The sequence below is a fragment of the Nocardiopsis valliformis DSM 45023 genome, from assembly GCF_000340985.1.
GTDB lineage: Bacteria > Actinomycetota > Actinomycetes > Streptosporangiales > Streptosporangiaceae > Nocardiopsis > Nocardiopsis exhalans.
Genome location: NZ_ANAZ01000008.1, coordinates 336,743 through 356,526 on the forward strand (window position 1 = coordinate 336,743; position 19,784 = coordinate 356,526).

Below are 19,784 nucleotides of genomic sequence, written 5' to 3' on the forward strand. Positions count from 1 at the left end.
GTGGGGCCGCCCCTCGCTGGGTGGCGCGGTCCCGCGTTGAACTCCCGTTTCTCCCGGTACGTGACGTAGCGCACTCTGTGTGCGCCAAGCCATTATTACCGGCCAGTCACCATTACATTGAGGTCGGCTCCGTCCGACAACACAAGGGAGAAGCACGTGCTCTACGGTGCGTTGCGGCAGACCGCGTCGGTCCTCGCCAGGACCCTGTGCCGCCCGACCATCGAGGGCCGTGAGAACGTCCCCGCCACCGGACCGGTCCTGCTCGCCAGCAACCACCTGTCCTTCGTGGACAGCGTCGTGATCCCCCTGTCGGTCACCCAGCGCCCGGTGCGTTTCCTCGCCAAGTCCGACTACTTCGAGGGCCCCGGCCTCAAGGGCAGGTTCACCAAGACCGTGTTCAGCTCCCTGGGCGCCATGCCGGTCCGGCGCGGCAACGCCCGCGACGCCATGGTGTCACTGGAGATGATGCTGGACCGGCTCAACGACGGCGAGGCCTGCGTGGTCTACCCCGAGGGCACCCGCTCACGCGACGGCCGCCTCTACCGTGGCCGCACCGGTGTGGCGCATCTGGCCCTGGAGTCCAAGGCACCGATCGTGCCGGTCGCGGTCTCCGGCACCCAGCAGGTCCAGCCCATCGGCGCGAACCTGCCGCGCCCGCGCCCCTTCACTGTGCGCTTCGGCGAGCCGATGGACTTCTCCATCGGCTTCGACAGCATGGCTCCGGGCAAGGCCCGTCGGGTGATCACCGACGAGGTCATGGACGCCATCCACGCGCTGTCCGGCCAGGAGCGCGCCAACGAGTACAACAGCTTCGGCGGCGACGAGTAGGAGACCCGGTCGACGCGGTCGACCAGGAGCCGGTCCCCGTCGACAAGGCCGGGGCCGCGGCCACCACCGGGGCGGCGGCCGCGATCCGCCCGCACCCGGGGGCGGGGAACGGGCGGATCGCGCCGCTCAGGGACACGGCTGGCCAGGGGACTTTCCCGGCGGGTGCGGCCCTTACCGACAGGTACAGACCCAGCGGCGGTCAGAACCTGTCGGGGTGCAGGCCCTCGGCGATGTGCTCGACCGCGCCGATGTTGCCGAGGGTGCCGGGGAACAGGTTGGAGGCGGGTACCGCGACCAGGCGGTCCTCGGACACGGCGGCCACGTCGGGGAAGGTCTCGGCCAGATAGGCGCGGGTCGCCTCCTCGTGGTCGGCGTCGTTGACAGAGAAGACGATGGCCTCGGGGTCGCGCGAGGTGACCTCCTCGGGGGTGATGGTAGCGGCGAAGAAGTCGCTGAACGCGGCCTCGTCCGGGTCGAAGACGTTATCGCCTCCGGCGCGGGCGATGATGTCGTACTCGATCCCCCCACCGATGGCCATCAGGGTCGCGCCCTCCACGTACAGCTGCGCGACGCTGGGGGCCTCGGCCCCCTCGATCGCCTCCTCGACGGCAGTGAGGCGGGACTGTCCCTCCTCGGTCATTTCATCCGCCCGCTCGGGGAGGGCGAAGATCGTACCGAGGTTCTCGATGTCGGTGAACAGGTCGTCCACCGTGCCCTGGCTCCTGCGTTCCGGGCAGCCGCCGGTGGCCACGTAGGCGTCGGCACCGACCTCGGCGAGCTGTTCGATGCTGGCAAAGCCCTGCTCGGTGGTGAACTCGTAGGTGGTGGGCGAGTAGACGAAGTCGGGTTCGGCCTCCAGGAGCACCTCCCGGGTGGGCGGCGCGGCGTCACTGAGTTCGGGGACGTCGGCGACCGCGGCCTGGACCTGCTCGGGGAGCGGGTGAGTATCGGTCTGCGCCTGGCCGACGAGGCTGTCGGTCAGCCCGAGTTCGACCAGGAGTTCGGTCTGTGAGGGGCTCAGGCCGACCAGGCGGGTGGGTGCGGCCTCCAGAACCAGTTCCTCGCCGCAGTTCTCGACGGTGACCGGGTAGCCCTCGGCCGCGGCCGTGTCGGGCTCGTCGGGGGTCGACACGCCCGTCCCGCAGGCGCTCAGGCCGAACGCGGTGAGTCCGGCCAGGGAGATCGCAGCGGTCCGGAGCCGGTTCGGAGTGTGGGCGACGGTCATGAGTGGTGTCCCTTCGGGGTGACGGCGGCGGGCGCGGGCTCAGCCCGGACCACGCCGTTGAGGAGGATGTGCGAGCGTTCCCGCTCGGGGTTGCGGACGATGGCGGCCTCCACACGGAAGCGTTCGCGCAGGACCTGGGCGGTGAGGACCTCGCCGGGGGTGCCGGTCCGGTCGATGCGGCCGTCGGCGACCAGGGCGACGCGGTCGCAGTGGCCCAGGGCCAGGTCGAGGTCGTGCAGGGCGATGAGGGTGGTCAGCCCCGTCTCCCGGATGAGGTCCATGAGTTCGAGTCGGTGCGCGATGTCCAGGTGGTTGGTCGGCTCGTCCAGTACCAGGACCCGGGCCTGCTGGGTGATCGCGCGGGCCAGCAGGACGCGTTGCCGCTCCCCGCCGGACAGTTCGCTGACCTGGCGGTACGCGAGGTCTCCCACACCCACGCGGTCCATGGCCCGGGCGGCGATGCGGCGGTCCTGCGCGGTGTCCAGTGAGAAGCCGCGGTGGTGCGGGGTACGCCCCAGGAGCACGGCCTGGGAGACGGTCATGCCGAACTCGTCGTTGGTCTCCTGGGCGACGACGGCGACTCGGCGGGCGGTTTCCCGGGGGCTCAGCCGCCACACGTCGTCGCCGTCGAGCAGGATCCTGCCGGCGCTGGGGCGCAGGACGCGGTAGACGGCGCGCAGCAGGGTGGACTTGCCGCTGCCGTTGGTGCCCAGCAGTCCGAGCACGGTGCCCGAGGGCACCTCCAGGGACACCCCGGCCACGATGGTGCGCTGTCCCCGGGCCACGGAGACGTCGTCGAAGGAGACTCTCATCGGTCCATCCCGGCGTTGGAGGCGCCGTCACGGCGCATGATCCACAGGAAGAAGGGGGCGCCGACCACTGCGGTGAGGATCCCGATGGGGATCTCGGTGGGCGCGGCGACCGTGCGGGCCAGCAGGTCGGCGCCGGCCAGGAAGAACGCACCGCCGAGCACGCTCACCGGCAGCATGATCCGGTGGTCGCTGCCGACGGTGATCCGGGCGATGTGGGGGATGATCAGCCCGACGAACCCGATGCTGCCGCTGACCGAGACGACCGCACCGACCAGCAGGGCCGAGACCAGCAGGAGGACGGTACGCAGCCGGTCGACCTGGATGCCCAGGGCCGTGGCGGCCTCGTCGCCGATCAGGACCGCGTTGATTCCGCGGATGTTGAAGGCCACGACCACCAGGGCGAACAGCAGCGCCAGCGCGGGCACCAGCAGCGATCCCATGGTGGCCGCGGAGACCGACCCCAGGAGGAAGAACATGACGCTGAAGACGTTCTGCGCCTCCGTGGTCAGGGTCAGGTAGCTGGTCACCGCGCTGAACAGGGAACCGAGGGCGACCCCGGCCAGGATCAGCCGCTGGGGCGCGATGCGCCCGTTCTTGCGGGCCAGGAGGTAGACGGCCGCGGTCGCCACGGCGGCTCCCACGAAGGCCGCCGAGGACAGGGAGAGCCCGCCGACCGCTCCCCCGGCGCCGACGACGACCAGGACGGCGCCGACCCCGGCTCCGGAGGAGACGCCCAGGACGTAGGGCTCGGCGAGCGGATTGTGCACCACGGCCTGCATGAGCCCGCCGGCCAGGGCGAGGCAGGCCCCGGTGATCGCGGCGAGCAGGACACGTGGCAACCGGAACCGCCAGACCGCCTGGTCCTGGAGGGCGGTGTAGGTGCCGTCGGTCATCCAGGGCATGCCCGGGACCAGGTGTCCGAGGATCAGCTTGGCGGCGTCGAGGGTTCCGACGTGGACCGATCCGGTGCCCACGGAGACCAGGACGACCAGGAGCAGGCCGAGGGTGAGGGCGAGGACGACGAGGGTGTTGGAACGCGCTCTGCGCCGTCGTGGGGGTTCGGTCCGTTCGGCGGCGGGGGCGCTTTGAGCACTGACGCTCATGCTGTGGGTTCTTCCTGACCAGAGGGATGACAATGAAAACTATTATCATTTCTGAACCTTGGGCGCGAATCAGAACCTACTGGGCGCACCCCGGCGCCGGTGGCCCGACCGCGGGGAGCAGCGGCCGCCCCGTCAGGCACTCCTGCGGAACGGCGGACCCCACGCCGGGCACGGTGCGCAGCACGCCGCGGGGTCGCCACTCCGGCCAAGACAGGGCCCCACGACGGGGCCCTCGACTCTCGAAAACCGAACCAGCAGGCGAGGGGTTGATATGCAAGCACCCACTTGCCTATGGTGGTGCCGTGTCCGACCAACTGTTCAAAGCCCTGGCTGACCCGACCCGCCGCAGGATCCTCGACGAACTCAGCGAGCGGTCCGGGCAGACGCTGTTCGAGCTCTGCGCGCGCCTGGCCTCCCGGTACCGGCTCGCGATGTCGCGCCAGGCAATCTCCCAGCACCTGGCCGTCAAGGCCCTGGACTTCTACACGAACGTGCTGGGCTTCGAGAAGAAGCACGACGTGTCCCTGGGCGGCCCCGAAGGCGAGAACCGGTGGCTGACCGTGGTCTCCCCGGAGAACCCGCAGGGCGCCGAACTCCTGTTGGAGCCCGCGGGCCACCCCCGCGGTGGGCCCCTACCGGGAGGCCCTGGCCGACGACGGGATCCCGGCCACCCAGTTCGCCGTGGACGACGTGCGCGGCGAGTACGAGCGGCTGCGCGCGCTGGGGGTTGCCTTCACCCAGGAGCCGCTTGAGGCGGGCCCGGTCACCACCGCGGTGTTCGACGACACCTGCGGCAACCTGATCCAGATCGTTCAGGGCCCGTAGGGGGCTTCCGGGGGCGCGCCGCGCCCCCGGAATGGCGAGTTCCGGCTCCGGCCGACCACCACCCTCGCACAACCGGCCGGGGCCGGGGCTCCGCCGGAGCACTCCTGCGGGGCACGTCGGCCGGAAGGCGTCGAGCAACGGTCCGCGTTCGCCGCCGGCCGCTCGTGCCGTGCCCCGCGCGGACTCCCGCTACGTGGTCGATGGAGCGGTGCGCGCGGGCCCGGTGGCCGCGGCGGCGAAACTGAGGACGGTGGCCCCGAGGCGGTGCAGGCTGTCGAGGTGGTTGGCGCCGTGGCCGGTCTCCGGTGCGCGCCATACGGCGGCGCTGCCCCCGGCCCGGCGCAGCGCTTCGGCCACCGCCAGGGTGTCGGCGGCGGCCACGCGGGAGTCCTCCGCCAACACGATGCCGAGGAAGCGGGGAAGCGCGGTGCCGGGGGTGAGCGCCCTGGCCCGGTGCAGCGGTGATATCCGGCGCAGGTGTTCGATCGCCTCGGGGGTATCCGAGGCTCCGAACTCGCCTGCCCAGCGCTGTCCGAGCGGGTGGGCGCCGAGGTTGAGCAGGTCGAGCGGCGCCGCGGTGCTGACGACGCCGGCGCACAGGTCCGGAGCGCCCAGGGCGCAGCTGGTGACCAGGACCCCGCCGTGCGAGGCTCCTGCCAGGACGAGCAGATCGGGTCGGGTGAGCCCGGCCTCGACGAGGCCGCGTGCGATGGTGGCGAGGTCCTCGATACCGCGGCCCTTGGCGAGGCCGTGCCCGGCCCGCCGCCAGGCGGGACCGTGCTCGCCGCCTCCCCGCACCTGGGCGACGGCGTACCGGCCGCCGTTCTCGGCCCACGCCGGCACGGTCGGTTCGAACACCGGCAGACTCGGTACGCCGAAGCCGCCGTAGCAGGTGAGGATCAGCGGTGCGGGCCCCTCGGCGCCGGTCGGCGAGGTGACCAGGACGGGGACGCGCGAGCCGTCCCCGGCGGTGAAGACGTACCGTTCGGTGCGTGCCGGGCCGGTACGGACCGGATGGGCGCGTGCCAGAGGCTGTGTGCGGGCGGCGGCAGTCGGATCCGACAGCAGTTCCTCGGCGGGCACGACCCGTGGGGGCAGGACCGGACCTTCGATGAGGGTGTGGAAGCGGCCCGCGTCAGCGCTCACCCCGGTAGCGACAGCCGGGGACCCCTGGTAGACGACCTCGCGTTCGGCCTCCACCGAACCCTCGACGAGCCGCACGATGACGCTGCGGCCCGCGCGCACACCGACGGCGACGACCTCCTGACCGCTGGCGGCGAAGGAGGTGACCCGCAGGTCCGGATCGTCCCAGCACCACCTCTGGGCACCGTTGCCCGGGTCGATCCCCTGAAGACGGCTACCGTCGTCGACGACGACGTGCTCACCCGCCGACAGGATCCGGACGATGGCGGCGAACGCGGCGATTTCGACACCGGTGTCCCGGTCGATGAGACGGCTGGGGCTGCCGGGGCTGCTCCGGGCGAGCAGACCGCGGCGCCCTCCGGGAAAGAGTCTGAGCCGGGCGTCCGGGGACACGTCCGAGGCCGTCGTCTCCCCGGTCCGCGCGTCGATGCGGACCAGGCGGTGGGAGCGGCCCGCCACCAGTGCGGCACCGGAGGAGTCTGAGTCCCAGAGCACGGGGTCGTAGCGGCAGCGAAACTCCGGGTAGAGCCGCAGGGCTCCGGTCGCGGTGTCGACCAGCCCCAGCACGGCGTCCTCGTCAGCACGCTCGGCCAGTTGGACGCAGATGCTCCGCCCGTCAGGCGAGGGATCCATGCGCAAGAGGTGCCCGTCGGGTTCGAGCACCGGCGCCCCGGTGTCCGCCCGGTAGATCCCCTGACGTCGGCGTCCGGGCGGTCGGCTGAGGGTGAACCCGTTCCGCGGCAGGCCGGGGCGGCCGTGCCGCTCCCACTCGGTGAGCGCGTTGTCGAGGGTGGGGACAAGGGGCACGGGAAGGGTGGAGTCGGGCATCGCTACCGGCCAATGGTGTCGGTGGAGCGGCCCTGCCAGTACAGGTGCCCGCCCTCGTCGAGCGGACTGGGCACGGTGACGGTGTCGAGTCCGCCGTCGCGGAACAGGTGTAGCTGGCCGTCGCCTCCCCGGGTCACCGCGACGGTCGTCCCCGTCGGGTCGACGGCCACGGAGCGCCGCTGCGCGGGCGCGTCACCGACCGGGTCCCAGGGCAGGTGTCCGGGGGCGGGCGGGCACGACATCGCGGGGAGCGCGACCGTGTGGGCGACGCGCATCGAGGGCTCGGCCCGCTCGATGACGGTGAGCTCGTCCCCGTCGGGGTGGATGGTGGCGACGGCGGCCCGGGAGCCGCCGAGCGCGAAGCGGAAGGCCAGCCCGTGGGGCAGTTCCAGCCAGCGCGTTTCACCGGTGCTCAGGTCGGTGTCGACCAGGTGGTTCGTCCACTCCGTCCATGCCCTCGGGGAGGCGGGCCCGCCTCGGACCACTCCCACCGCCCGGCCGTTCTCCGGGTCCAGGCGCAGGTAGTAGGCGCGCCCGGGCACGGGCCAGGCGACGGTGTCGAGCATGCGCGGGACACCGCCGTCGACGACGAAACGCTCCAGTCCCCTGCTGGTCGCGGTCGCCGCGATGCCGGTGCGCTGGTCGACGACGTCGCCGTGTCCGTCGTCGGCGATTCCGCGGACGGCCTCACCGGTGATCTGCGGCACGTGCGCGGCGACGTCCAGACACCGGGAGAGGGGGAACGCCTCCAGGGCCCCGGGCTCCCTGTGCCGCAGCACGAGGGCGGGTTCGCCGCCGGCCTGGTCGGGAACGACCATGGCACCGGGTTCTCCGACCCGGGAGCGGAACCGTACGGACTCGCTGCGCTCCAGGTCGACCAGGGTGACGACGTCGCTCCACGGCTGCGTGTTCGCGCCCAGTCCGGTCGTCACCACCACGTAGCGGCCCGAGGCGTCACAGGCGATGTGCTCGCCGGGGATGGCCACGGGGAAGCGCTGCTCCCCCCGGTCCCCCGAGACCACGAGCGCACCGGAGCGGTCGTCGACGAAGGCCCATCCGGCAGGCCCCCGCCCTGTACCGGGCAGCGCCAGGAACCCGGCGTGCTCGGCGAGCACAGCGTTGCCGAGCTCTCTCACCGCGCCGTCCGCTACGGCGTACGTGCGGCCCGCGCGGTAGTCGGCCACGAAGAGGTTCTGGAAGTTCATTGGGCAAAGCTATTGGAAATGAAAACCATTATCAAGTACAGTGAGCGCCGTTCGTCCCCCACGAACACGTATCGGCGCCTATGACCGATACGTCATGCATTGAGAAGGAAATGACCTATGGACAACCAGATCGTCGCCGAGGTCGAAGAGACCGAGCAGCTCGCCCACCTGTCCGCCTCCCACTCCAACGCCCTCGTCGAGAACCCCTTCGACGTCGTCGCCGAGATCGAGGAGACCGAGCAGCTCGCCCACCTCTCCTCCACCCACTCCAACGCCCTCGTCGAGAACCCCTTCGACTAACTCTCGTCCCTGCGACGTAGGACGTAGTCATTGAGAACCACCCGGTCGGGCAGCCCCGCGCTGCCCGACCGGGCCGTTTGAGAGGTCGGCCATGCCCCCAGAACCATCCGTCTCCCCCGTGCCGGGAACCGGCGCGCACGCCATCGTCGACAGCGCGGGCACCGGTGTCGTACGCACCTCCTCAGGGCGCTTCCTGCGTCTGGTGTCCCCGCCGGACGACCTCCTGGACGTTCTGGGCGGCGCTTCGAGCGCTGACGGGAAAACCGACGCGTACGCCGAGGCACTGCGGGCGAAGGTGTCCGCACGCGAGGAAGAGGACGCACAGCACCGCTGGCCGGGTCCGCGACGCGAAGTCGCCCTGATCGGTACGGGCCCCCTCGTCGACGCAGTGGCCGAGGCCCTGACCGGCTGGGGTGCGGCCGTTACCCGCCACACCGACGGCGATGCCCTGCTCGACTCGATCGACGGGGCGGCCGCCCCTGACCGCCCGGACAGCGGCACAGCCGGGCTCCGCGGAGAGGACACTCCACCGTGGGGGCTGGTGATCGCGTACGCGGACTCCTCCGCCGAGCGCCTCGGCTGGGACCGGCTCGACGCGCTGCCGGGCCAGGGTGTCGCCTGGCTGCGCGCCTACCGCGAGGGCGAGAACTGCTTCGTCGATCCCCTCTCCCTGAACGGGGACGACCCCGGTGCCGAGCAGGTGTACCGGCGGCGCCTCGCGGCGAGCTTCGTCCCTCGCGAACTCGACACCTGGCGGCGCGCGGCCGTGGCCTCCACGCCCCCCTCGGCGGCCGCACACACTCTGATGACGGGCCGGCTGCTCACCCTGGCCCTCGCCTGGGCCCAGGGGGCGGACGCGTTGGAGGGCTACCGCGGCACGCTGTGGAAACTGGTCCCCGCCACCGGCACGATCAGCGAGCACCCGGTCCTGGCCTACGACCCACCGCCCTCCATCGACCTGGGTGCGCGTCGGCGGGTATGACTGTGGAACCCGGACGTGAACACCTCTGCCAGGGCGGGGACGGCGCAGTACTGCGCGGGCGCGTGTGGGAATGCGCGAACCCGGCGGGCCTCGTGGTGATCCGCACCCCCTACGACGTGGACCAGCACGCGGGGACGGCACGCTCATGGAATGCCCGCGGCTACCACTGCCTCGTCCAGGACGTGCGCGGACGGTACCGGTCAACGGGAGCGTGGTCCCCCTACTCCCATGAGGAGGACGACGGCGGCCGGGTGCTCGCTCAACTGACCGAAGAATACGAAGGGCTGCCGCTGGTTCTCTTCGGTGCCTCGTACGCCGCCCACACCGCTTTGGAAGCCGCTCGGGCCGCGACCGGTGACAACGCGCCCGCGGTCTCGGCGATCATCGCCCTCGTCCCCGCTCTCGGGCTGGCCGAGACCGCGTGGGACCACGAGGACTCCCCACAGATCCTGCACCGGATCGGATGGTGGCACGAACACGGGCGCCACCGGCGCTCCCAGCCCCCGCTGTCAGCGGCCGAGCTCGACCGACGCGTCGCACAGGCGCACAGCCGGGGCGTGGTCGAGGCCGCCGGGGACTGGGGCTGGTCGCCAGCGACGCTGGCTGGCTGGCGACGGCTGTGGAGCGCTGAGCGTGTGGACCTGGCGTCGCGCTACGGCCGCATCGACGCGCCGTTGCTGGTGGTCAGCGGCGATGACGACTTTTTTGACCATGACGCTCGGCGACTCGCGCGCGAATGGGGCGCCCCGAGCCACTTCGCCAGCGGCCCGTGGGGACACGGTCTGGTCGGCGCCATCGCCGACCGGGCCCTGCGGGCCCGCATCTCGGCCGCGGGCGGACTGGCCCACATCATCGATCCATGGCTGGCAGCCCAAGGACTGCCCGGCTCCGCGGCGGAATGGACCGGGATCCTCACGGCCGCGTCCACGTCCCGCACCCGGTCGATCCTCAATTCCGCGTCAGAGGCCTGGCGCCACGAAAGGACCTCACCTTGAGCACCACCACAACCGAGCGGCACCGCCCGGGTGCCACCGAAACCGCTAAGGCAGGGGCCGGGCGCCCCCTGCCCGTGGAGGCGCTGGTCGACCCCGAGTGCGGGATCATCCGCTCCGTGCGGGCCGTGACGCACCCCGCCGGAGCCCCCGCCTCCTACATGGGGCTGACGGCGGCCGTCGCCGACGCCCGGCAGCTCGGCGAGTGGCCGGCCGACCGCGTCTCGCTGGGCACGACGTTCGGTGACGTCGAGCAGGCCCGGATCGCCGCGATCGCCGAAGGGGTCGAGCGCTACTGCGGGAACTGGCTCCCCGCCGAGCTCCCCCACGACGAACTGCGCATCGGAACCCGTGCGGAACTACTGGCCGCGGGCCGTCGCCCGATCGCCCTGGACGACCTGCCCCGGTGCGCTCCATGGCAGTACAGCCGCGACGGGTTCCCTTACCAGCCCCTCACCGAGGACACCCCCACCCTCTGGACCCGCTGCGATGACCACGACGGCTCCGAGGTGTGGATGCCGGCCTCGCTGGTCTACCTCAACTGGCGGCAGTCGCGCTTTCGGCACCTGCCGCGCGTGCACCACCTGAACTACGCCGGGATCGCCACCGGCCAGGGGGCCGACGACGCGAGGGACCGCGGGGTCATGGAGGTCATCGAACGCGACGCGCTCGAACTGTGGTGGCACCTGGACGGGCCGACCTTCGGTATCGACCCCGCGAGCGTTCCCGGGCTCGCCGACGACCTGCGCGGCAGCTCCCTGGAGGTGTCCCTTGCGGTCATGCCCTCAGAGTTCGCCCCCGCCGTGGCCGCGATCGTGCACGACGGAGAGCGCGGCCTGTACGCGGCGGGGTTCTCCGCCGCGCTCGACCCGGTCAGGGCCGCCCGCAAGGCCGTGCTCGAAGCCGTCCACACCTGGGTCTACACCCAGGGCTGCACCACCTCCGACGGGTGGGTCTTCCGTGCCGTAGAACAGGGCCTGATGGCCCGCGGCCTCTACCTCGACTTCCGTGCCGACGCCAGCTACCTCGACACCGCCGGCCCCCAGTTCGAGCACGTCGTCGACCTGGGCGCGCACGTGCAGGTCTGGCTCGACCCCCGCATCCACGGCGAGGCCCGGCGCTTCACCGAACCCGAACTGGGCGTCCGTCCGATCAGCGAGGTCGCGCCCGTGTCCATGGACGAGGTCTACCGGCGGCTGGACGAGCGCGGGCACCGCGTCATCACCCGTGACCTGACGACGAGCGACGTGCGCCGCACCTCGCTGCGGGTGGTGCGCAGCTTCGTCACGGGGCTCGTCCCCAACGCCCCCGCGGCCTTCGCTTACCTCGGCATGCCGCGTTTTGAGCAGGCGGCCCTCGAACGGGGGTGGCGCACCTCCTGGGACGGGAGCCCCGCGGACCTCACCCTCCTCCCGCCCCCGCACATGTGAGGCCGCACCATGTCTCCCTCCCTCCCGCCCGGCCCCGCACCGCACGGTGCGGGGCCGGGCCCGACAGGGCCCCCGCCCCTGCCGCCCGCCCTGGCGCGCGCCTTCTCCGCCCAGGTTCCGGGCCCGCCCGTGCCCCCCGGACCGCGCGCCAACCCCTGGCACCGGGCCGGAGCCGTCCCGGTGGCGGTACCGGAGCGCGAACGCGCCCTACTCGACGGGCTGTGGCTCAGCCAGGGACACCACCGCCTGGCCGACGGGACGCTGAGCCGTGTGCACAGGCGGCCGGTGCCCTCCGCGGGGGCGGCCTACCCCGTGCACACCCACCTGGTCGTCGGCGCGGACGGCCCCCTGGAGGCGGGCCGGTACGCCTTCGACCTGGAGCAGGGCACACTGCTGCGGCGCGACGCGGACCGTGAACGGGACGCGGGCTGGGAGGCCCCCGGCGCCGCCGTGCGGGGGACCCACCTGGTCCTGACCGTGCAGCCCGGTCGTAGCTTTGGCCGGTACCGCCACCGGGCCTGGCCGCTGTGGATCGCGGACACCGCCTACGCCCTGGCCGCGGTGGAGTTCCTGTGCGCCCCGGGCCCCGCCGCGGTCCACCTGGGCCCAGGCCCACGGCTGCGCGAGCTGCTCGGCGTCCCGAGCGCCTCAGAGCACGAACGGTGGCTCGCACGCGGACTCGCACCGGAGATCGCTCTGGCCGCCGTTGAACTTCCCCGGACCTGGTCGGTGCTGCCCGATCGCCGCAACGCCTTGGCTGTGCGGCGCTCCCCGGCGATCGGCGAGTTCGAGGCTGCTGAGCGCACCCGCGACCCGCAGGCCGCGCACGCCGCGAAGGAATCCGGGCAGGCCTGGGTACTCGGGGCCCACCGGCTGCAGGCATGGTCCGTCGCGGTGGACACACCCGCCGCCGAACTCGCCCCGGCCCTGTGGCGGGCCCACCGGCAGGCGGCCGGGCTGTGCTACACCGGTGCCCTGTCTCAGCAGTGGCGCTGCCGCCCGGTCTCGGGGTTCGTCGCCGCGCACGGCCTCTGGACCGTCCACGCCCTGGCGATGCTCCCCGGCGCACACCACCTCGACAAGGAGTCAGCCGCATGATGATCGTCCCCCTGCTGTGGCGGGAGGCGACCCGATTCCCCGCTGCCCTGAGCCGCAGCGTGGCACTGCTCGTCCTCGTTTTCCTCACCCACGTCGGACAGGCCGTGGCGATCGCCTGGTCGATGTCGGCCGTCCTGCACGGCCAGGCCCGGGAGGTACTCCTGGCGCTGTCGCTGATCCTCGGGATCGCGCTGCTGCGCCTGGTGCTCTCCCTGGCGCAGGCATCGGCCGCCGCGTCCTTGGGCGGCCGGGTCAGGCAGGCGGTGCGCCGCCGTGCGATGGAGGCCGCCCTCGTGCCCGATCGGCTGCACGACACGGCGGCACGGGACGGCTCGATGCGGGCCAGCCTCGGCGACGGAGTGGACGGGATCGACGCCTACGTCTCCAAGTACGTTCCGGCCATCGTGCAACTACTCCTCACCTGCCCGATCGTCGTGGTCGCCTTGTTCTGGCTCTCCCCTTGGGCGGGTCTGTGCGTCGCCGCCGGGGTGGTGCTCGCGCTGGTAGGGCCCCTGGCATGGAAACGGATGATGGCCCGGCGCGGACTCGACCACTGGGACAGCTACGAGGCGCTCAGCGCCGACCTGCTCGAATCCCTGCGCGGCATGGCCACCCTGCGCGCGCTCGGCGACGTGTCCGGTACCCGCGAGCGGCTGGACCGCCGCTCGGAGGCGCTGCGCAGGGCCACCGAACGCGTGATGCGCGGATCCCTGGGCGAGACGTCCGTCACCGACGCTGCCGTCCAGGGGGGCGCGGTCGCCGCGGCCGCCGTAGCCATCACCCACGCACTCACCGGGCAGGCCCCGGCGCTCGAGGTCTACCTGATCCTCCTGCTCTCCTCCGAGGCGTTCCGCCCTATCCGGGACCTGTCCCGGCACTGGCACGCCGGATTCCTCGGCCTGACCGCGATCCCCGGCCTGAAACGGATCGGGGCCTTCAGCGAAGAGCACGACACCGCAGGCGGGCCCACCGCGTCCGCCCCCGAGGAGGCGCAGACGGGCGAGGCCCGGTCGGCGGACACACTACGGGTGAGGGGCCTGAGCTTCGGCTACCCCGACAGCGCGGGCGACGTCATCCACGACCTCGACCTGACCGCCCGACGAGGCTCGCTCACCGCGATCGTCGGAGCCTCCGGGGCCGGGAAGTCCACCCTCTTCGACCTCCTCCTGGGTTTCCTCACCCCGCGTACCGGAAGCATCGAACTCGACGGGCGGCCGCTGCGCGCCCGCGACATCGCCGTGGTCTCCCAGCGGCCCGTGCTCTTCGCTGGAACCATCCGCGACAACCTCGCTGTCACCGGGGCCACCGCGGAAGCGGACCTGGTCCGGGCCTGCCGCGACGCGGGCGTCCTCGACGAGATCCAGCGCTTCCCGCGCGGTTTCGACACCGAGGTCACCGAAGCCGGGACCAGCCTCTCCGGCGGCCAGCGCCAACGCCTGGCCCTGGCCCGCGCACTGCTGGCACGGCGCCCGGTCCTGCTGGTGGACGAACCGACGAGCGCGTTGGACGCCGACCGCTCCGCGGACGTCATCGACACCCTGCACCGCGTCGCCCGTGACCGCGTCGTCCTCATGATCAGCCACCGCTCCGAGACGCTCACCGAGGTTCCCGACGTGTTCAGCCTCGACTCCGGACACCTGCACAGGAGTACCCCGTGAACACCCTTTCCGCGTTCCGGGCCTTCCGTGAACTGCTGCCCGTCCTGCGCCCCGAGTGGCGGGGGATGGTCTGGATCTACCTGCTCGGCACCACGAGCGCGCTCGCCCTGGCCGCTCTGACCGTCCTCACCGCGTGGGCGGTCGGCCACGCCGTCGTGGAGCGCACACCGCCCGGCCCCGTGTGGTGGGCCCTGGTCCTGGGGCTCGTGGTGCTGCGCGTACTCCTGACCTGGCGGGAGATGGATGTCTCCCACGCCCTGGCCTACCGTGTGCTGGCCCGGCTGCGGATGGCGCTGTTCGACGCCTACGCGCGCAGTGTCCCCGGGCGGCGCCGGGAGCACTCCGGACGCGCCGCGGCCGTCGCGATGGACGACATCGAAAAGCTCGAGTTCTTCTACGCCCACACGGTCGCTCAGCTCGGCGCCTCGCTCACCCTGTTCACCGCGTCCCTGGTCACGGCGTCCCTGCTGCTGCCCGAAGCCGCACTGGTCATGCTCCTGGGCGCCGCCGTCGTGGCGAGCAGCGCACTGTACTGGGCGCGGATCGCCCGGCGGCTGGGCGAGCGGGAACAGCGGGAGCGCTCTGATTTGTCCGCGCACATCGTGGACGCGCTGGGCGCCCTGCGCGAGGTACTCGCCTACGGGATCGCGCCCCGCATCATCGCCCAGACCAGCGCCGCCACGGCCCGCGCCACCACCCTCGCGCAACGGCGCGAACTGCTGTCACAGCTGGTCACCGCCCTACGGGAACTCATCCTCACCGGCGTGGTCATCGGTGTCATCGCCACCAGCGCCGCCGCGGCGGGCGTGCTCTCCGAGGGCGCACCGGTGCGGCTGGCACCCGCAGAACTGCCCGCGCTGGTCGCTCTGGCCCTGGCCGGCATCGCCGCGGTCGTGGACGCCACCGACACACTCACCCGACTCCATCCGCTCGTCTCCGGAGCCGAACGCGTCGCCGCCGGCATCAACCGTCCCCCGGTCGTCGCCCTGCACCATGCGCCGAGGCAGCTGCCTGACGGGCCGCTCGGCCTCCGGTTCCGGGACGTGTCCTTCTCCTATGAGGGCCGACGGCCAACGCTCACCTCCTGGTCCGCCGACCTCGTACCGGGAGAGCACGTCGGCCTGGTCGGCCCCTCCGGGTCAGGCAAGAGCACGGTCATCGCCCTGGCCGCCCGCCTCTGGGATCCTTCTGCGGGCGCCGTCGAGCTCGTCACGGCGGACGGCGAGAGCGTACCCGTCGCAGAACTGGACGACGGGGCGCTGCGGGGCGCGGTGGCCCTGGTCGACCAGGACGCCATGCTCTTCCACGGCACCGTCCGTGACAACCTGCTGCGCGGCTGCGGACCACGCTCCGACAGTGAACTGACCGCTCTGCTCGAACGCGTCGAAGCCACCGCCTGGATCGGTCTCGACGACGAACTCGGAGAGGCAGGTGTGCGGCTGTCCGGCGGACAGCGCGCACGCCTGTGCCTGGCCCGTGCCCTCGCCCGCCGACCGCGCATCCTCCTCGTGGACGAGGTGACCGCCAGCCTCGACCCGACCACCGAACGACTGGTCTCCGACGTCATCGCCGAATTCCACGGCACCGTCCTCATCGCGTCCCACCGGGCCGAGACCCTCGCCCGCCTCGAACGCGTCGTCGAGGTCGCCGCGACCGCGCGGGCCGCCCGGGGGTAGCTCGGCCGGGACCGCCCCGGCCCCGGGGAAGCATGGGAGACAGTGGCGGGAAGGGCCCCTGAGGCCTTCCCCGTGACCCCGCACGGCTGCGGCTCATGCTGCCCGGGGCCGAGCCGATGGCACCGACCGCGCGAAGCCAACGGCCGAGCTCTCCGGTGAGGAGACGGGGGTGCCACCGCCACCACAGGTCAAGGCCGGGCAGGCTGTGGAACTGAGCGATTGCCAGGCCGTTCCGTGTCTGTCAGGTGCAGTCCTTTCAGATGCGAAGAACCTTTCTCACGGCGGAGGAACCGCAGCGGGTGAGAAGTTCTGGGATCCGCCCCGAAGCGCCCTCCTCCGCGAGCCCGGAAAGCGCTTCGGCTGCCCCTCCAGGGCAGCTCACCTGGAATTCAGCAGAGGCCTGAGCAGCCGCACTCCCGACATGTACGCCTCCCCCTTCCGGGAGGTGAATTTCTTCGTTACGAGGATATACCAAAGACGGACACGCACTTGGAGGCCACCGCACACGTTGACGCCGGAGACAGGGCTTCAATGTTTTTATCAAGGCCATGCGGTTCAACCAGCCCCCATCCGAGAACCCCCTGAGTATGCCCTCGCGCCTTCCCGGAAAGACCCAACCTCCCTGTTCACACCCTTTACAGACCTCGCAAAACTTCCCAAACCAGTAGATTAACGACACCACGTCAAGCGCAGTAAAATGCCACGCCAGAGGCCTGCCAACGCTTCGACCTGCTTTTATCAGACACCTCCGAAGCAAAGGGGTCTTTCGGCCCTGGAAGTGACAGGGAGGACCCCGTACGCACCCCGCAAGCCACACTCGCGTCGAACCTGGCCACAGGAGCCGCGAATACGCAGATCAGGACCGAAGAAGGACGTCTTTTTCGCCCCGTAAGTTAATGCCGAGTAAAGGAAGACCCGAAAAATTACAGGCAAAGGTATGGACATGGAGATAACCAACATGCCACCATCTGGAAGGCCGCTGACCAATTAAGCCGTGAGGGAGTTCGTATGATCAAGGGGTACGGTGTGTTCTGCGACGCCGACCGCTATTTCTACGACACGCCCCACCGCATCTGGGCTGGTTCCGGCACCTCCGGAACGGTCGGCGAACGCGACCAGGTCTTCGCCAGAGCGGAGTGGCCGGCACCCGAAGGATGGCAGAGGAACCGCACCGGTGACTGGTTGGCGCTGCGTCCCCTTGAGCACCGGCTACCGGACCAGGGCTGGAAGATCCACGTCTCCGCCTGCCTGGACAACGCGGAAACGATCCTGGCCCGGGTCTGGGACTACTGCGTGGAACGGGACGTCTCCTTCAAGTTCGTCCCCACCCGGTACCTGCTGCACAACCGGAACGCCAAGTACGCGGATCGCGGGGGCAGCGGGAAGTTCATCACCATCTACCCGACCGACGACGAGTGCGCCTCGGTCGCCGCCGGCCTGGACGCACTCGTGGGCGGCGAACCCGGCCCGTACATCCTCAGCGACCTGCGCTGGAACGCGGGGCCGGTCCACCTGCGCTACGGGAGCTTCACCCGACGGCACTGCTACGACGAGCACGGCGAGCCGGTGCCCGCGTTGGAGAACAACGAGGGCGTGCTCGTGCCGGACCAGCGCGGCCCGGCCTTCCACGTGCCGGAGTGGGTGACCGTCCCCGACTTCCTCCGTCCACACCTGGAGGCACGCGACGCCGTGGACGTCACCGGTCTGCCCTACGACATCGAGCGCGCCCTGCACTTCTCCAACGGCGGCGGTGTCTACGCCGGGCGGGACCGGCGCACCGGTGAGCCCGTGGTACTCAAGGAAGCCCGGCCGCACGCCGGCCTGGCCGCCGACGGCGCCGACGCGGTACACCGCCTGGAACAGGAGCGCACAGCCCTGGAACACCTCTCCGGACTGTCCTGCACTCCCGAGGTCAAGGACTCCTTCACCCTGGGCGAGCACCACTTCCTGGTGATGGAGTTCATCCACGGCAAACCGTTGAACTCCTACTTCGCCCACCGGCACCCCCTGGTCGAGGCCGACCCCGCACCGGAGGCGCTGAGGGAGTACGGCCGGTGGGCGATGCGCCTGCACGGTCTGGTGGAGGAGGCCGTCGAGGCGGTGCACGCGCGCGGCATCGTCTTCAACGACCTGCACCTGTTCAACATCATGGTTTCCGAGGACGAGTCCTCGGTGGTGCTGCTCGACTTCGAGGTCGCACGGAACATCGACGAGGGCAGCCGCCAGACGGTCGCCAACCCGGGTTTCGTCGCCCCGCGCGGGCGCCGGGGCTTCGACGTGGACCTGTACGCCCTGGCCTGCCTGCGCATCGCCCTCCTCCTGCCGCTGACCAATGTGCTGGCGGTGGACCGGAGCAAGGCCCGGCACCTGGCCGAGGAGGCCGCGCGTGTCTTCCCCGAGGCCCGGGAGTTCCTGGAACTCGGCGTGGCCGAGATCCTGCGCGACCCGGACGGTGCCGCGGGCAGGGGGGCGTCCACGCGGAAGGGGCGCACCGCAGTCAGCGACGCACACGACCCCTACCCTCCGGTCGAGCCGGGAGACTGGCCCCGCAGCCGGGACTCGATGGTCAGCGCCATCCTCGCCTCGGCGACCCCCGACCGGGAGGACCGCTACTTTCCAGGCGACATCACCCAGTTCACGACGCCCGGCGGCGGGCTTTCCTTCGGCTACGGGGCCGCCGGAGTGCTCTACGCCCTCGCCGAGAGCGGCGCCGCGCGGTGCCCCGAGGCCGAGCAGTGGCTGGTGCGGCACAGCAAGGAGCCCGGCTCGGGGACCCCCCTGGGTTTCTTCGACGGCCTCTCGGGGCTGTCCTGGACCCTGCACCGCCTCGGTCACGGGGATGCTTCCCTGTCACTGGCCGAGCTGGTCATGGCGCAGCCGTGGGAGGGGCTCGGTCCGGGCCTGCACGGCGGGACCGCCGGAATCGGGCTGGCCCTGGACTCCCTGGGCACCGAGACCGGGGAGTCGGAGCTGCACTCGGGCGCGCTGCGCTGCGCGGAGCTGGCCGCAGAAGGCTTCCTGGCGGCTGCGCCCGAGCGGCGCCGCGCCGGGCTGCTCCATGGGGGTGCGGGTGTGGCCCTGCTCTGCCTGCGCCTGTACGAGCGGACCGGGGACACCGCGCTGCTCGACCTGGCCGAGCGCACGCTGCGGGCCGACCTCGACCGCTGCGTCACCAGCGCCTTCGGCACGCTCCAGGTGGACGAGGGGTGGCGGACCATGCCCTACCTGGGCGAGGGCAGCGTCGGTGTGGGCATCGTGCTCGACGACTACCTGGAGCACCGTTCCGACGACGTGTTCGAACGGGCCCGCCCTGAGATCGTGGGGGCCGCGCGGTCCGGTTTCTACGCACAGCCGGGCCTCTTCCGCGGTCTGGCGGGCATGGTCCTGTACCTGAGCCGGACGACGGCTCCCGGGCCCGGCACCGAGCCGACACAGGTGCGCCGCCAGATCGACGCCCTGACCCGGTACGCCATGCGCTACCAGGGCCACCTGGCTTTCCCGGGGGAGCAGCTGATGCGGCTCTCCATGGACCTCTCCACGGGCACCGCGGGCTGTCTGCTGGCGCTCGCCGCAGCGCAGAGCGAACAGCCTGCCCGGCTGCCCTTCCTCCCTCCGCTGCGGCGGACCCAGAACCGGCCACTGCCATGGTCCGGAACAAATGAATAACGGAGAAGCGAAT

The 19,784-nt window shown here is 71.6% G+C and carries 14 protein-coding genes and 2 pseudogenes; 11 read left to right on the top strand and 5 right to left on the bottom strand.

Features of this window, described 5'->3' with window-relative positions; all coding sequences use genetic code 11:
- Positions 1–156: 156 nt before the first annotated feature.
- Positions 157–828 carry a lysophospholipid acyltransferase family protein gene (locus D457_RS0109725; RefSeq protein ID WP_017580472.1) on the top strand — a complete coding sequence of 224 codons (672 nt, stop codon included), beginning with the start codon at positions 157–159 and terminating at the stop codon, positions 826–828.
- 199 nt (positions 829–1,027) lie between these two features.
- Here D457_RS0109725 and D457_RS0109730 read toward each other — a convergent pair whose 3' ends face one another.
- From D457_RS0109730 to D457_RS0109740, 3 genes are read right to left on the bottom strand one after another with little or no spacing between them, the layout of a single operon-like run.
- On the bottom strand, positions 1,028–2,053 hold the full coding sequence (locus D457_RS0109730; protein WP_017580473.1) for an ABC transporter substrate-binding protein: 1,026 nt from the start codon (positions 2,051–2,053) through the stop codon (positions 1,028–1,030).
- On the bottom strand, positions 2,050–2,865 hold the full coding sequence (locus D457_RS0109735; protein ID WP_017580474.1) for an ABC transporter ATP-binding protein: 816 nt from the start codon (positions 2,863–2,865) through the stop codon (positions 2,050–2,052). The genes D457_RS0109730 and D457_RS0109735 overlap by 4 nt, the downstream gene beginning before the upstream one ends.
- Complete coding sequence (locus tag D457_RS0109740) at positions 2,862–3,968, bottom strand: FecCD family ABC transporter permease (RefSeq protein WP_017580475.1); 1,107 nt, start codon at positions 3,966–3,968, stop codon at positions 2,862–2,864. Before D457_RS0109740 ends, D457_RS0109735 begins: the two co-directional genes overlap by 4 nt.
- A 302-nt stretch (positions 3,969–4,270) precedes the next feature.
- Here D457_RS0109740 and D457_RS36740 point away from each other — a divergent pair.
- Positions 4,271–4,435 (top strand): annotated as a pseudogene (locus tag D457_RS36740) (helix-turn-helix domain-containing protein); the annotation flags it as partial.
- Positions 4,436–4,441: 6 nt separating this feature from the next.
- A pseudogene (locus D457_RS36970) lies at positions 4,442–4,793 on the top strand (VOC family protein).
- A 189-nt stretch (positions 4,794–4,982) separates the two neighbouring features.
- Here D457_RS36970 and D457_RS0109750 read toward each other — a convergent pair.
- Both D457_RS0109750 and D457_RS0109755 read right to left on the bottom strand, forming a co-directional pair.
- Complete coding sequence (locus D457_RS0109750; protein WP_026116499.1) at positions 4,983–6,764, bottom strand: prolyl oligopeptidase family serine peptidase; 1,782 nt, start codon at positions 6,762–6,764, stop codon at positions 4,983–4,985.
- A gap of 2 nt (positions 6,765–6,766) precedes the next feature.
- On the bottom strand, positions 6,767–7,969 hold the full coding sequence (locus tag D457_RS0109755) for a hypothetical protein (protein ID WP_017580477.1): 1,203 nt from the start codon (positions 7,967–7,969) through the stop codon (positions 6,767–6,769).
- Between the two features lie 117 nt (positions 7,970–8,086).
- Here D457_RS0109755 and amiA point away from each other — a divergent pair, with 117 nt between their 5' ends.
- The 8 genes from amiA (at position 8,087) to lanKC (ending at position 19,771) form a co-directional block, all read left to right on the top strand.
- Positions 8,087–8,269: a streptamidine family RiPP gene (gene amiA, locus D457_RS0109760; protein ID WP_017580478.1), complete on the top strand. Its 183-nt coding sequence runs from the start codon at positions 8,087–8,089 to the stop codon at positions 8,267–8,269.
- A 91-nt stretch (positions 8,270–8,360) separates the two neighbouring features.
- Entirely contained in the window at positions 8,361–9,251 is an 891-nt protein-coding gene (locus D457_RS0109765) for a hypothetical protein (protein ID WP_026116500.1), read from the top strand.
- On the top strand, positions 9,248–10,246 hold the full coding sequence (locus D457_RS0109770; protein WP_026116501.1) for a CocE/NonD family hydrolase: 999 nt from the start codon (positions 9,248–9,250) through the stop codon (positions 10,244–10,246). The genes D457_RS0109765 and D457_RS0109770 overlap by 4 nt, the downstream gene beginning before the upstream one ends.
- The gene (locus D457_RS0109775; protein WP_017580481.1) at positions 10,243–11,673 is read left to right on the top strand and encodes a YcaO-like family protein; all 1,431 of its coding nucleotides are present in this window, start codon (positions 10,243–10,245) and stop codon (positions 11,671–11,673) included. The genes D457_RS0109770 and D457_RS0109775 overlap by 4 nt, the downstream gene beginning before the upstream one ends.
- A gap of 9 nt (positions 11,674–11,682) precedes the next feature.
- Positions 11,683–12,771 (top strand): nitroreductase family protein, encoded by a 1,089-nt coding sequence (locus D457_RS34030; RefSeq protein ID WP_152514188.1) that lies wholly within the window; start codon positions 11,683–11,685, stop codon positions 12,769–12,771.
- Positions 12,768–14,429 carry an ABC transporter ATP-binding protein/permease gene (locus tag D457_RS0109785; RefSeq protein WP_017580483.1) on the top strand — a complete coding sequence of 554 codons (1,662 nt, stop codon included), beginning with the start codon at positions 12,768–12,770 and terminating at the stop codon, positions 14,427–14,429. Before D457_RS34030 ends, D457_RS0109785 begins: the two co-directional genes overlap by 4 nt.
- A complete protein-coding gene (locus tag D457_RS0109790; protein WP_017580484.1) occupies positions 14,426–16,105 on the top strand; it encodes an ABC transporter ATP-binding protein in 1,680 nt (559 codons plus the stop codon). The genes D457_RS0109785 and D457_RS0109790 overlap by 4 nt, the downstream gene beginning before the upstream one ends.
- A gap of 1,008 nt (positions 16,106–17,113) precedes the next feature.
- On the top strand, positions 17,114–19,771 hold the full coding sequence (gene lanKC / locus D457_RS0109795) for a class III lanthionine synthetase LanKC (protein WP_017580485.1): 2,658 nt from the start codon (positions 17,114–17,116) through the stop codon (positions 19,769–19,771).
- Positions 19,772–19,784: the final 13 nt, after the last annotated feature.

Bases quoted from the DNA above. Each gene is read 5' to 3' on its own strand.
- D457_RS0109730 (WP_017580473.1), bottom strand. From the start codon at position 2,053: ATGACCGTCGCCCACACTCCGAACCGGCTCCGGACCGCTGCGATCTCC.
- D457_RS0109735 (WP_017580474.1), bottom strand. From the start codon at position 2,865: ATGAGAGTCTCCTTCGACGACGTCTCCGTGGCCCGGGGACAGCGCACC.
- D457_RS0109740 (WP_017580475.1), bottom strand. From the start codon at position 3,968: ATGAGCGTCAGTGCTCAAAGCGCCCCCGCCGCCGAACGGACCGAACCC.
- D457_RS0109750 (WP_026116499.1), bottom strand. From the start codon at position 6,764: ATGCCCGACTCCACCCTTCCCGTGCCCCTTGTCCCCACCCTCGACAAC.
- D457_RS0109755 (WP_017580477.1), bottom strand. From the start codon at position 7,969: ATGAACTTCCAGAACCTCTTCGTGGCCGACTACCGCGCGGGCCGCACG.
- amiA (WP_017580478.1), top strand. From the start codon at position 8,087: ATGGACAACCAGATCGTCGCCGAGGTCGAAGAGACCGAGCAGCTCGCC.
- D457_RS0109765 (WP_026116500.1), top strand. From the start codon at position 8,361: ATGCCCCCAGAACCATCCGTCTCCCCCGTGCCGGGAACCGGCGCGCAC.
- D457_RS0109770 (WP_026116501.1), top strand. From the start codon at position 9,248: ATGACTGTGGAACCCGGACGTGAACACCTCTGCCAGGGCGGGGACGGC.
- D457_RS34030 (WP_152514188.1), top strand. From the start codon at position 11,683: ATGTCTCCCTCCCTCCCGCCCGGCCCCGCACCGCACGGTGCGGGGCCG.
- D457_RS0109785 (WP_017580483.1), top strand. From the start codon at position 12,768: ATGATGATCGTCCCCCTGCTGTGGCGGGAGGCGACCCGATTCCCCGCT.
- lanKC (WP_017580485.1), top strand. From the start codon at position 17,114: ATGATCAAGGGGTACGGTGTGTTCTGCGACGCCGACCGCTATTTCTAC.